Annotated in this window: 11 protein-coding genes; 2 read left to right on the forward strand and 9 right to left on the reverse strand. The window is 73.0% G+C overall.

Annotated features, from left to right (window positions below):
* Positions 1 to 42: 42 nt before the first annotated feature.
* The 8 genes from ACRYM0_RS18290 to ACRYM0_RS18325 all read right to left on the reverse strand — a co-directional run bounded on the left by ACRYM0_RS18290 (position 43) and on the right by ACRYM0_RS18325 (position 9,768).
* Entirely contained in the window at positions 43 to 1,464 is a 1,422-nt protein-coding gene (locus ACRYM0_RS18290; protein ID WP_432507272.1) for an NADP-dependent succinic semialdehyde dehydrogenase, read from the reverse strand.
* A 153-nt stretch (positions 1,465 to 1,617) separates the two neighbouring features.
* On the reverse strand, positions 1,618 to 2,955 hold the full coding sequence (locus ACRYM0_RS18295) for an aspartate aminotransferase family protein (RefSeq protein WP_432507281.1): 1,338 nt from the start codon (positions 2,953 to 2,955) through the stop codon (positions 1,618 to 1,620).
* 44 nt (positions 2,956 to 2,999) lie between these two features.
* Positions 3,000 to 3,755: an SDR family oxidoreductase gene (locus ACRYM0_RS18300; RefSeq protein WP_432507273.1), complete on the reverse strand. Its 756-nt coding sequence runs from the start codon at positions 3,753 to 3,755 to the stop codon at positions 3,000 to 3,002.
* The gene (locus ACRYM0_RS18305; RefSeq protein WP_432507274.1) at positions 3,752 to 4,819 is read right to left on the reverse strand and encodes a TIGR03842 family LLM class F420-dependent oxidoreductase; all 1,068 of its coding nucleotides are present in this window, start codon (positions 4,817 to 4,819) and stop codon (positions 3,752 to 3,754) included. The genes ACRYM0_RS18300 and ACRYM0_RS18305 overlap by 4 nt, the downstream gene beginning before the upstream one ends.
* A gap of 47 nt (positions 4,820 to 4,866) precedes the next feature.
* Entirely contained in the window at positions 4,867 to 6,285 is a 1,419-nt protein-coding gene (hydA, locus tag ACRYM0_RS18310; protein ID WP_432507275.1) for a dihydropyrimidinase, read from the reverse strand.
* Positions 6,282 to 7,130 (reverse strand): nitrilase-related carbon-nitrogen hydrolase, encoded by an 849-nt coding sequence (locus ACRYM0_RS18315; protein WP_432507276.1) that lies wholly within the window; start codon positions 7,128 to 7,130, stop codon positions 6,282 to 6,284. The genes hydA and ACRYM0_RS18315 overlap by 4 nt, the downstream gene beginning before the upstream one ends.
* Before the next feature lie 37 nt (positions 7,131 to 7,167).
* A complete protein-coding gene (locus ACRYM0_RS18320) occupies positions 7,168 to 8,679 on the reverse strand; it encodes an NCS1 family nucleobase:cation symporter-1 (protein ID WP_432507277.1) in 1,512 nt (503 codons plus the stop codon).
* A 180-nt stretch (positions 8,680 to 8,859) separates the two neighbouring features.
* The gene (locus ACRYM0_RS18325) at positions 8,860 to 9,768 is read right to left on the reverse strand and encodes a LysR substrate-binding domain-containing protein (RefSeq protein WP_432507282.1); all 909 of its coding nucleotides are present in this window, start codon (positions 9,766 to 9,768) and stop codon (positions 8,860 to 8,862) included.
* Between the two features lie 73 nt (positions 9,769 to 9,841).
* Between ACRYM0_RS18325 and ACRYM0_RS18330 the strand changes: the two genes are divergently transcribed.
* Complete coding sequence (locus ACRYM0_RS18330) at positions 9,842 to 10,240, forward strand: MerR family transcriptional regulator (RefSeq protein WP_432507278.1); 399 nt, start codon at positions 9,842 to 9,844, stop codon at positions 10,238 to 10,240.
* A gap of 33 nt (positions 10,241 to 10,273) precedes the next feature.
* On the forward strand, positions 10,274 to 11,284 hold the full coding sequence (locus ACRYM0_RS18335; RefSeq protein ID WP_432507279.1) for an aldo/keto reductase: 1,011 nt from the start codon (positions 10,274 to 10,276) through the stop codon (positions 11,282 to 11,284).
* Positions 11,285 to 11,397: 113 nt separating this feature from the next.
* On the opposite strand, the gene ACRYM0_RS18340 is transcribed toward ACRYM0_RS18335, so the two are convergent.
* Entirely contained in the window at positions 11,398 to 12,042 is a 645-nt protein-coding gene (locus ACRYM0_RS18340; protein WP_432507280.1) for an MBL fold metallo-hydrolase, read from the reverse strand.
* Positions 12,043 to 12,196 lie beyond the last annotated feature (154 nt).

A 12,196-nucleotide genomic window follows, 5' to 3' on the forward strand; every position in this document is an offset into this window, starting at 1 on the left:
GGTGATCAAGGAAGTTGCAACTTCCTTGATCACCGCGGGGAGTCACTCGGAGGCGGTGGAGGTGTCGCCCTGGCGCTGCTCGGCGCTCGGCGGGCCGATCCACACCGTCTTGGCGTTCGTGAACGCGTGCATCCCCAGGTCGGTGAGCTCACGGCCGTACCCGCTCTGCTTCACCCCGCCGAACGGCAGTTCCGGGTAGCTGGTGGTCATCCCGTTGACGAACACCATCCCCGCCTGCACGTCCCTGATGAACCGGGCCCGCTCGTCCTCGTCCTCGGTCCAGATGTTCGACCCCAGCCCGTAGGGGTGGCTGTTGGCGATGTCGATCGCCTCGTCCAGGCTGGAGACGGTGAACAGCGCGGCGACGGGTCCGAACACCTCCTCGCCGTACAGCTTCATCTCCTCGGTGACCCCGGTGAGCAGGGTGGGCCGGTAGTACCAGCCGGGCCCGTCCACGCGCTCACCGCCGACGACCACGGTCGCGCCCTTGTCGACGGCGTCCTTCACGTAGTCCTCGACGTCGTCGCGGCCGGACTCCGTGGCGAGGGGGCCGACCCGGGTTCCGTCGTCCATCGGGTCGCCGACCTGCAGCGCCGCGAGCTTCTCGGCGAACAGGCGCGTGAACTCCTCGGCCACGTCGGCGTGCACGAAGAACCGCTTCGCGGCGATGCAGCTCTGCCCGTTGTTCTGGCAGCGCGCGGTGACCGCGACCCCGGCGGCGGTCTCCAGGTCCGCCGACGGCATCACGACGAACGGGTCGCTGCCGCCGAGTTCCAGCACGGTCGGCTTCAGCGCGTCCCCGGCGATCGAGGCCACCGACTGCCCCGCCGGGGCGCTGCCGGTGAGGGTGGCGGCGACCACGCGGTCGTCGCGCAGCACCCGCTCGATCGTGGACGAGCCGATGAGCAGCGTCTGGAACACGTCGTCGGGGAAGCCGGCCTTGCGGAACAGCTCCTCCAGGTACAGCGCGGTCTGCGGCACGTTGCTGGCGTGCTTGAGCAGGCCGACGTTGCCGGCCATCAGGGCCGGCGCGGCGAAGCGCATCGCCTGCCACAGCGGGAAGTTCCACGGCATGACCGCCAGCACCACCCCCAGCGGCTGGTGCGTCACGTACGCCTGCTGCGCGCCGACGGCCTCGGCGTCCGCCGGGCGCGGCTCCAGGAAGGACGGGCCGTGCTCGGCGTAGTAGCGCAGCGCCGCGGCGCACTTGCCCACCTCGGCCTTCGCCGCGGCGAGGGTCTTGCCCATCTCCAGCGTCATCAGCGCGGCCACGTCGTCGGTGTCCGCGTCCAGCACGTCGGCGGCCGCGCGCAGCCAGCCCACCCGCTGATCGGTGCTCGTCAGCCGGTAGGAGGCGAACGCCGCCGCCGCCCGGGCGATCCGCTCCTCCAGCGCCTCCTCGCTCAGCGGCTCGAACTCCCGCACCGTCTCGCCGGTCGCCGGGTTGATCGTCGCGATGGCCACTCCGGGCCCCCTCCCGCACGTGCTCGTCACCGGCCCGCCGGGCCGGTGCTGCCGGGGACCCGTCCTACCCGCCCGGGGCCCTGCCCGCCACCGCAGGGCCCCTCGGGTCGATCACCGGCCGTGCCGGGCCGGGCTGCGACCACGAGCGCGGGGTCAGGCGCGCGCGTACCGGTCGACGGCCGACAGGGCCGTGTCCAGCGCTCGCAGGCCCTCGTGGACCTCGTCGTCGGTGATGGTGCACGGCGGCACGACGTGCAGGCGGTTCGCCGTCACGAAGGGGATGACGCCGGCGGCCTTCGCGGCCGCGGTGACCTCCGCCATCGCCGGGTGCGTCCCGGCGTACGGCGCGAGGGGTTCGCGCGTGGTGCGGTCGGCGACCAGTTCCAGAGCCCAGAAGACCCCCAGCCCGCGCACCTCCCCCACGACGGGGTGCCGGCCGGCCAGTTCCCGCAGCCCCGGGCCGAGCACCTCGGCGCCGATGCGCGCGGCGTTCTCGACGATCCGCTCCGCGCGCATCGCCTCGATCGTGGCGACGGCGGCCGCGCAGGCCAGCGGGTGGCCCGAGTACGTCAGGCCGCCCGGGAAGGGGCGCTCGTCGAACGTGGCGGCGACCGCCGCGGACAGCAGGACCCCACCGAGCGGGACGTAGCCGGAGTTCACGCCCTTGGCGAACGTGATGAGGTCGGGGACGACGTCGTAGTGCTCGACGGCGAACCAGCGCCCGGTGCGCCCGAAACCGGCCATGACCTCGTCGGCGACGAACACGATGCCGTGGCGGTCGCAGAGCTCACGGACACCCGCGAGGTACCCGGGCGGTGGCGGCATGACCCCGGCCGTCCCGGGCACGGTCTCCAGGACGATCGCCGCGATCGTCGACGGCCCCTCGAAGCGGACCAGCTGGTCCAGGTGCTCCAGCGCCCGCGCGCACTCCTCCTCCTCGGTGTCGGCGTGGAAGGCCGAGCGGTAGAGGAACGGGCCGAAGAAGTGCACGACGCCGGCGGAGCCCTGGTCGTTGGGCCAGCGGCGCGGGTCACCCGTGAGGTTGATCGCCGTGGAGGTCCCCCCGTGGTACGAGCGGTACTGGGCCAGGACCTTGTGCCGGCCGGTGTGCAACCGCGCCATCCGCACCGCGAACTCGTTGGCGTCGGCGCCGCCGTTGGTGAAGAAGACCTTGTCGAGCCCCTCGGGGGCCACCTCGGCGACGAGCCGGGCCGCTTCCGAGCGGGCGGCGTTGGCGTACGGGGGAGCGATGGTGCACAGCGTCCTGGCCTGCTCGACGATCGCCTCGACGACGGCCGGGTGCTGGTGCCCGATGTTCGTGTTCACCTGCTGCGAGGACAGGTCCAGGTAGCGGCGGCCGTCGCCGTCCCACACGTGGGAACCGGCGGCCCGGCTGATGACCATCGGGTCCAGCGAGGCCTGCGCCGACCAGGAGTGGAACACGTGGGCACGGTCGAGCGCGTACGTGCGCGCCGCCACCGGGTCCGCCACCGGTTCGGGGGCCGGGCCGGTGTCGTGCGGGTTCTGGAGGAGGGTCACATCGTCTCCCGGTGGACGTGGAAGGCGTCGGCCTGCGCGAGCGGGCGGACGAGGACGTGGTCGACGTTGACGTGCGGCGGCCGCGTCACGGTGAACGCGATGACCTCGGCGACGTCCTCGGCGGTGAGCGGGGTCATCCCGCGGTACACCGCCGCCGCGGCCTCGGCGTCCCCCAGGCGCACGGTGGAGAACTCCGTGTCGACGTAGCCCGGCGCGATCTCGGTGACGCGCACGGGCTCGCCCAGCAGTTCCAGCCGGAGGGTCTGGCACAGCGCGTGGACGCCGTGCTTGACCGCGGTGTACCCGCCGCCGCCGGGGTACGCCTGCAGGCCGGCCTGCGAGCCCACCACCACGACGTGGCCGGGGTCCTGGGCCCCGGTGCGCTTGCGCAGCGCGGGCAGCAGGGCCCGGTGGACCCGGGCCACGCCGATGACGTTCGCCTCGTACATCCACCGCCAGCCGTCGGCGTCGAAGTCCTCGACGGCGTCGGCGCCGAGGGCGCCGCCCGCGGAGTGGACGACGACGTCGACCTCGGGCACGGCGTCGGCCAGCGCCCGCACCGACGCGTCGTCGGTGACGTCGAGCTGGACGGCGCGCCCGCCCACGGCGGCGGCCAGGGCCTCGCAGCGCTCGACGCGCCGTGCGGCCGCGACGGTGTCGAAACCGGCGGCCGCCAGGGAACGGACGGTGGCCGCGCCGATGCCGCTGCTGGCCCCGGTGACGACGGCGACCGGCCGGCGGGAGGTGCTCACGCCGCGCCCCCGGACCCGTGGACGGGCTGGACGGCGACGACGTCGGCCGCCAGGCCCGGGATGACGTGGTCGGCGTAGGCGCGCAGCGTGGTCTCCTTGGCGTCGTGCTGCAGGTAGAGCGCGAACTGGTCGACGCCGAGGTCCTGCAGCTCCCGCACGCGCCTCAGGTGCTCTTCGGGGGTCCCCAGGACGCAGAACCGGTCGACGATCTCGTCGGGCACGAAGTCGGCGTGGGTGTTCCCCGCCCGGCCGTGCTGGTTGTAGTCGTAGCCCTCGCGGCCGCGGACGTAGTCGGTCAGGGCTGCCGGGACGCCGCCGCCCTCGCCGTAGCGCGTGACGATGTCGGCGACGTGGTTGCCGACCATGCCGCCGAACCAGCGGCACTGCGCGCGGGCGTGCTCGAGCCCGCCCGCGCCCTCGCCGGTCACGTAGGCCGGGGCCGCCACGCAGATCTTGACGCTGTCGGGGTCGCGCCCGGCGCGCTCGGCCGCCTCCTTGACGTGCTTGATCGTCCAGGCGGCGATGTCCGGGTCGGCCAGCTGCAGGATGAAGCCGTCGGCGACCTCCCCGGTCAGCTGCAGCGCCCTGGGGCCGTACGCCGCCACCCACACCTGGGTGCGGTTGTGCTCGTTGGTCACCGGGGCCCACGGGAAGCGGATCGTCTGCCCGCGGTGCTCGACCGGCCGGCCGTTGGCGAGCTCCCGGATGACGTGCACGGACTCGCGCAGCGTCGTGAGCGTGCTGGGCTTGCCCGCGAGGGTCCGCACGGCGGAGTCGCCGCGGCCGATGCCGCAGATGGTCCGCGGCCCGTACATCTCGTTCAGGGTCGCGTAGCTCGACGCCGTGACCGTCCAGTCCCGCGTCAGCGGGTTGGTCACCATGGGGCCGACGACGATGTTCCGGGTGGCCTGCAGGATGGCCGAGTAGACGACGTACGGCTCCTCCCACAGCAGGTGCGAGTCGAAGGTCCACGCGTGGGTGAACCCGTGCAGCTCCGCCTGCCGGGCGAGCTCGACGACCCGGGACGCGGGTGCGGTGTTCTGCAGGACGACCCCGAAGTCCACGGTGGTCTCCTCTCTGCGTGCTGAGGTGGTCGGTGGGGGAGGGGGCGTCAGCGCAGGTACTGCGAGAGCCCGCGTGGCACGAACCGCCCGTGCCCGGCGCTGCCGAGGTACCGCCCGCGGTCGACGATCGTGCGCCCGCGGGAGAGGACCGTCCGCACCGACCCGGTGAGGCGGGCCCCCTCGAAGGCGGAGTGGTCGAGGTTCATGTGGTGCGTCTGCGCGCTGATGGTCGTCGTCCCGGCCGGGTCGTAGATCACGACGTCGGCGTCCGAACCGGGCGCGAGGGTGCCCTTGCGCGGGTACATGCCGAACAGCCGCGCCGGTGTCGTCGAGCACGTCTCCACCCAGCGCTGCAGCGACAGGTTGCCGTCGACGACGCCCTGGTGCACCAGGTCCATGCGGTGCTCGACCAGCCCGAGGCCGTTCGGGATCTTCGAGAAGTCCCCGCGGCCGAGCTGCTTCTGGTCGTTGAAGCAGAACGGGCAGTGGTCGGTGGAGACCACGGCCAGGTCGTCGGTGCGCAGGCCCCGCCACAGGTCCTTCGCGTGCGGTTCGTGCTTGGAGCGCAGCGGGGTGGAGCAGGCGTACTTGGCGCCCTCGAAGCTGCCGGGGCCGCCGGCGCCGAGGTGGTCCTCCAGGGTCAGGTACAGGTACTGCGGGCAGGTCTCCGCGAAGACGTTCGCGCCCGTGCTGCGCGCGCTCGCGATGCGCTCGAGGGCCTGCGAGGCGGACACGTGCACGACGTACAGGGGGGTGCCGCCGGCGACCTCCGCCAGGGCGATGGCGCGGTTCGTGGCCTCCGCCTCCAGCGCCGCCGGGCGGGTGAGGCCGTGGAAGACCGGGTCGGTGTCCCCGCGCGCCAGGGCCTGCTGCACGAGCACGTCGATGGCGGTGCCGTTCTCAGCGTGCATCATGATCATCGCGCCGTTGTCGGTGGCGCGCTGCATGGCCCGCAGGATCTGCCCGTCGTCGGAGTAGAACACCCCGGGGTAGGCCATGAACAGCTTGAAGCTGCTGATCCCCTCGTGGGCGACGAGGGAGTCCATCGCCTTCAGGGAGTCCTCGTCCACCCCGCCGAGGATCATGTGGAACCCGTAGTCGACGGCGCAGTTGCCGGCGGCCTTCTCGTGCCAGGCCTCCAGGGACTCCTCGACGACCTCCCCGGTGCGCTGGACGGCGAAGTCCACGATGGTCGTGGTGCCGCCGAACGCCGCGGCCCGTGTCCCCGTCTCGAACGTGTCGGAGGCCTCCGTGCCGCCGAACGGCATCTGCATGTGCGTGTGCACGTCCACCCCGCCGGGCAGGACGTAGCACCCGGTGGCGTCGATGCGCTCGTCGACCGCGAGCTCCGCGCCGGTGCCGGGGGCGAGGAGCGCGACGACGCTCTCGCCCTCCACGAGGACGTCGGTGGGGACGGCCCCCGTGGTCGACACGAGGGTCCCGCCGGTGATGAGGGTGCGGCTCACGGCGTCACCAGGCTCCCGTAGGCGTCCGGGCGGCGGTCGCGGTAGAACTGCCAGTCGTCGCGGGCCGCCCGCACGAGGTCGAGGTCGAGGTCGCGGACGAGCAACTCCTCCTCGGTGGAGCTCGCCCGGTCGCCGACGTAGTTGCCGCGGGGGTCCACCACGTAGCTGGTGCCGTAGAAGTCCACGGCCTGGTCGCCGTACTCGTTGTCCTCCCGCCCGACGCGGTTGGGGACGCACACGAAGTACCCGTTCGCGGCGGCCGCGGTCGGCTGCTCCAGCTCCCACAGGCGGTTCGACAGGCCGGGCTTGGAGGCGTTGGGGTTGAAGACGATCTCGGCGCCCGCCAGGCCGAGGGCGCGCCAGCCCTCCGGGAAGTGCCGGTCGTAGCAGATGCTGACACCGACCTTGCCGACCGCGGTGTCGAAGACGGGGTAGCCCAGGTTCCCGGGCCGGAAGTAGAACTTCTCCCAGAACCTGTCGACGTGCGGGATGTGGACCTTGCGGTAGGTGCCCAGGACGCTCCCGTCGGCGTCGACGACGACCGCGCTGTTGTAGTAGACGCCGGCCTGCTGCTCCTCGTAGATCGGCAGCACGCTGACGACGCCGAGCTCCTTGGCCAGGGCCGCGAAGCGCTGCACGACCGGGCCGTCGGCGGGTTCCGCGTACCGGTAGTACTTCGCGTCCTGGGTGATGCCGAAGTACGGCCCGTAGAACAGCTCCTGGAAGCACAGGACCTGCGCCCCCTCGGCGGCGGCCTTGCGGGCCAGGACCTCGTGCTTGTCCAGCATCTCGTCCTTGGACCCGGGCCAGGAGACCTGGGTCAGTGCGGCTCGGACGACGGTCACGGGGTTCCTCCTGGGTGGTGGGGAGCGGTGGGGTGGGTCAGCGCTGCGCGGGCAGCTCGGCGGCCCGGGCGGGCCCCGCGGTGAGCGAGCCGGACGGGTGGACCTTCTCGGCGAGCAGGTACAGCGCGCCGCCCGTGACGACGCCCACGACCCACGAGTACGGGGCCAGGGCGGCGAGGCCGGGCAGGAAGGCGACGAGCAGGGTGAAGGCGCCGGAGGCGGCGAGGGCGGCGATGGCGCCGGGGTTGGTGCCGCGGTGGTAGGAGTAGCGGCCCGTGGGGGCGTCGGAGTAGAGGTCGTCGACCTCCACGTGCCCGCGGCGCAGCAGGTAGTAGTCGGCGATCATGATCCCGAACAGCGGGCCGATGAGGGCGCCGACGCCGCCGATGAAGTAGTTGACCATGACCGGGCTGGAGTACAGGTGCCACGGCATGATGACCAGCGACAGCACGGCCGTGATGACACCGCCCGTGCGGAAGCTGATGCGCGAGGGCGCGATGTTGGCGAAGTCGTAGGCCGGGGAGACGAAGTTGAGGATGATGTTGATGCCGACGGCGGACCCCGCGATGGCGACCGTGGCGATGAGCAGCAGCGTGACGCTGTCGATGTCCCGGACGAGTTCGACCGGGTCGGTCACCGCCTGCCCGTGCAGCTGCGCCGAGGCGATCGCGATGACGACGGACACGAGCACGAAGGCGGTGCCGTTGAGCAGCAGGCCGAGGCTGTTGCCGCGCCGGATGGACTTCGCGTCGGGGGAGTTCCGCGAGAAGTCGGCGAAGTTGAGCATCGGGCCGGCGAGGAACGCCACGGTGAGGAAGGCGCCCGAGACGACGGCGGAGACGGTCGCGCCGGTGCCGAGCGCGGGGCCCTCGCGGTGGTTCCAGTCGATGCTCCAGTCGACGCGGGCCAGGACCCAGACGGCGAGGGCCGCGATGGCGATCCACAGGACGGGGCCGGCGACGTCGGACAGCTTCCGCACGGCCTCCATGCCGCGGTAGAGGACGGCGAGCTGGGCGGCCCACAGGACGAGGAAGCAGATCCAGCCCAGCGGTGACATGCCGAGGACCTGCGTCTGCGTGAGCGTCTCGGAACCGGGCCACACCTTCAGGGCCAGGGTCATCACGGCGAGGCTGGCCAGGTACGTCTGGATCCCGTACCAGGCGACGGCGACGACGGCGCGCAGCAGGGCCGGCACCTTCGCGCCGAGGACCCCGAAGCTGAGGCGGGCGAACACGGGGAAGGGGACCCCGACGCGCTGCCCGGCGGTGCCCATGAGGTTGAAGCCCCACAGCAGGACGAGGATCCCGAGGAAGACGGCCACGACGATCTGCCACCCAGTGAGGCCGAGGACGAGCAGGCCGATGGCGAAGGTGTAGCCGGCGAGGCTGTGCCACGCGGACATCCACCAGCAGAACAGGTCCCACGTGCGCCAGGACGCCTCACCCGTTCGCGGGGCGAGGTCCTCGTTGTACAGGCGAGGGCTGAAGCCCGCAGGGACGGTGCCCGGTGCCGACTGCGGGACGGGGGGTGTGGTTTCCGGTGCGCTCATGGGTGTTCCTCCACGACGGAGATGCCTGGTGCCGGGTGGGCGGAGCAGGAGGACGCCAGTGTGGAGTCGGGTGGAGGAGGCGGTCCAACAACAGTTTTCGCGCCATGCATCGATCCGATCGATGCAATGAACACGAAACATCGATGAAACATGAGCGTCACTCGTGCGCGGCGCCGGAGATCAGCGGGCGGGGAAGTGCTCCCGGCAGGCTTCGGCGAAGGCGCGCGCCCGACGCGTCGGGCGGCCGTCGGCCATCCGTGCCAGCAGGACGTCCACCGGGGGCAGGGCCTCGGCGATGTCGAGGGCGACGACGCGACCGCCGTTGTGGGTGGCCCGGTGCGACAGGCGGCGGTTCAGGACGGCGTACCCGCCGCGGGCCACGAAGGAGCGCACCGTCTCGTAACCCGTGAGCCGGTGCCGGACGCGCGGGGCGACGCCCGCGAGCTCGAACAGGCCGAGCAGGTACTCGCGCGTGTGGGGGAGGTCCAGCAGGACGAGCGGCTCGTCGGCCAGCTCCGCCAGGCTCACGGGCCCCGGCGCGCGCGCGGCCAGGGGGTGGTCGGCGGCCACGAGGACGTGCGGCGCCAGGTGTTCCAGGACCTCCGTGCGCACCCGGGGCCCGATGCCCATGCCGTACATCAGCGCCACCTCGCACGCGCCCGAGGTCAGGGCCTGCAGCACGAACTCCTGGTCACCCTCCAGGACGGCGAGCTCCACGTGCGGGTGGCGGTGCTCGAAGGTCGCCACGACGTCCGGGACCCGCAGCGAGGCGATGGGCTCGTACACCCCCACGACGAGCCGCCCCGCGACGGTCTCCTCGTCGCGCTGGACGAGGGTCGGCAGCCGGTCCGCGGCCTCGATGAGCGGGAGGGACTCCCGGAGCAGCCGTGAACCGGCCTCGGTCAGCTCGACGCCGCGCCGCGGGACGCGCCGGAACAGCTGCGTCTCCATCGCGGCTTCCAGCTGCGCGATGGCCGAGGACAGCGCCGACTGGGTGATCCGGAGCTCTGCCGCCGCCGCGGTCATGTTCTGCTCCTGGGCGACCACGGTGAAGTACCGCAGCTGCGTCAGCGTGAAGTTCCTCGGCAGTGCGGTGCGCTCCTCGGCCGGCGTCTCGGGTGCCGTGGATCGTAGCGGACACCCCCGGGGGCACACTGGCGGCGTGACGAGCACCGACGAGCGGCCCGCGGCGTCCCTGACGATCGCCGAGGCCGCGCAGCGACTGGGCCTGAGCACGCACGCGCTGCGCTACTACGAGACCGAGGGGCTGCTCGTCGGGCCGCCCTCGCGCACCACGACCGGCCGGCGCCGCTACGGCGAGGGCGACCTGCGCTGGATCGTCATGGTGCAGCGGCTGCGCGCCACGGGGATGCCGGTGCGCGAGGTCCGCGAGTACGCCGCGCTGGTCCGGGCGGGGGAGGGCACCGAGCGCGAGCGGCTGGCGCTGCTGAGGGCCCACCGCGAGCGGGTGCTGGCGCAGCTGGACGAGGTGACCGGCCACCTCGGGGCGATCACCGCGAAGATCGAGGGGTACGAGCAGCGGGTCGCCGCCTCCGCTTGACTTCGAGCGCGCTCGAAGTCGCAGGCTCCCCGCATGGCACCCGCGAAGGAGCTCCCCACCCGCACGCTCGGCAGCGCCGCCAACGGCACCGAGCTGACCGTCTCCGCCCTCGGCCTGGGCTGCATGGGCATGAGCGCGTTCTACGGCACCCGCGACGAGGCCGAGTCCCTCGCCACGATCGGCGCCGCCCTCGACGCCGGCGTCACGTTCCTCGACACCGCCGACATGTACGGCCCGTTCACCAACGAGCAGCTCGTCGGCCGGGCCATCGCCTCCCGCCGCGACGAGGTCGTCCTGGCCACGAAGTTCGGCAACGAGTTCCTGCCCGACGGGGGCCGCCGCGTCAACGGCCGTCCCGAGTACGTGCGCACCGCCTGCGACGCGAGCCTGCAGCGGCTCGGGGTCGACGTCATCGACCTGTACTACCAGCACCGCGTCGACACCACCGTGCCCGTGGAGGAGACGTGGGGCGCGATGTCCGAGCTGGTCGCTGCGGGCAAGGTGCGCCGCCTCGGCATCAGCGAGGCCGCACCGGACACGATCCGCCGCGCCCACGCCGTCCACCCGGTCACCGCCCTGCAGACCGAGTGGTCGCTGTGGACCAGGGACCCGGAGGAGAACGGCGTGCTCGCCACCGTGCGCGAGCTCGGCATCGGCTTCGTCCCCTACTCCCCGCTGGGCCGCGGCTTCCTCTCCGGCGCGATCCGCAGCGTCGACGACCTGGCGCCGGACGACTTCCGCCGCAGCAACCCGCGCTTCCAGGGGGAGAACTTCCAGCGGAACCTCGCGCTGGTGGACGAGGTCCGCGCCCTGGCGGACGCGAAGGGTGTCGCCGCCGGGCAGGTCGCGCTGGCCTGGCTGCTGGCGCAGGGCCCCGACGTCGTGCCGATCCCCGGCACGAAGCGGCGCAGCTACCTGGCGGAGAACGTCGCCGCCGTCCAGGTCGAGCTGAGCGCCGACGAGCTCGCCCGCCTGGACGCCGTGCTGCCGGCCGGCGCCACCGCCGGTGACCGCTACCCCGACATGAGCACCGTCCACCGCTGACCCGCCCGCTACCCCCTCCCGCCCCTCCACCCGCGGTGATCATGCGAGGGTGAGAGTTCAACCGTGCAAGATCACCGCGGGGGACGGGGAGGGGAGGTGGGTGGGGAGAGGGGTCAGGCGTCGAAGGGGACGCCGTGCTCCACGGGGCGCAGCTCCAGGCCGCCGAGGTTCTTCGCCTGCCCCGCGTACAGCCCCAGCCCGACCTGCGACAGCAGGGCGTCGTGGATGGCGAAACCGCTCCCGGGGCGCACGGCCCGCACGAAGTCGATCATCTCCCTGCTCGCCGCCCACGGGGCGCTCAGCGGCAGCGCCAGGACGTCCACGCCGGCCGGTGCCACCGCGTAGGAGTCGCCGGGGTGGAACACGGTGGGCTCGCCCTCCGCGCGCAGCAGCAGGCCGACGTTGCCGACCCGCGGGACGTCGGCGTGGATGAGGGCGTGCTCGCCGCCGACCGCCTCGATGCTCAGGTCGCCCACCGTGAGCGTGGACCCGGCGTGCAGCGCCGAGGCCTCGATGCCCGCCCCGCCCAGCGACGCCGCCGTCTCCGGCTCGGCGTGCAGGACGGCCCGGTCGTCGGCCTCCAGGAGCTGCGGCAGCTTCTCGACGTCGACGTGGTCGGGGTGCTGGTGGGTGACGACCACGGCGTCCAGGTCGGTCAGCTCCTCCCACCCGCGGCTGAAGACGCCGGGGTCCAGCAGGACGCGGGAGCGGTCGGTCTCGACGAGCAGGCAGCTGTGTCCGTAGCGGGTGATGCGCATGGGGCCATGGTGGACCCGCCCCGTCCCCGGGCGCTCGTCCGGGGGGGGGGGGGGGCCCCCCCCCGCTTTAACAGGCGGGGCTTGGGGGGATGGTGGTGTCGCGCTCGTGCTATCCCCGCCGCCCCCCGCCCGGCCCCCCCCCCCCCCCCCCCCC

This window comes from Kineococcus arenarius subsp. arenarius, from assembly GCF_050871845.1.
Classification (GTDB): Bacteria; Actinomycetota; Actinomycetes; order Actinomycetales; family Kineococcaceae; genus Kineococcus.

Bases quoted from the DNA above. Each gene is read 5' to 3' on its own strand.
- ACRYM0_RS18320 (WP_432507277.1), bottom strand. From the start codon at position 8,679: ATGAGCGCACCGGAAACCACACCCCCCGTCCCGCAGTCGGCACCGGGC.
- ACRYM0_RS18335 (WP_432507279.1), top strand. From the start codon at position 10,274: ATGGCACCCGCGAAGGAGCTCCCCACCCGCACGCTCGGCAGCGCCGCC.
- ACRYM0_RS18340 (WP_432507280.1), bottom strand. From the start codon at position 12,042: ATGCGCATCACCCGCTACGGACACAGCTGCCTGCTCGTCGAGACCGAC.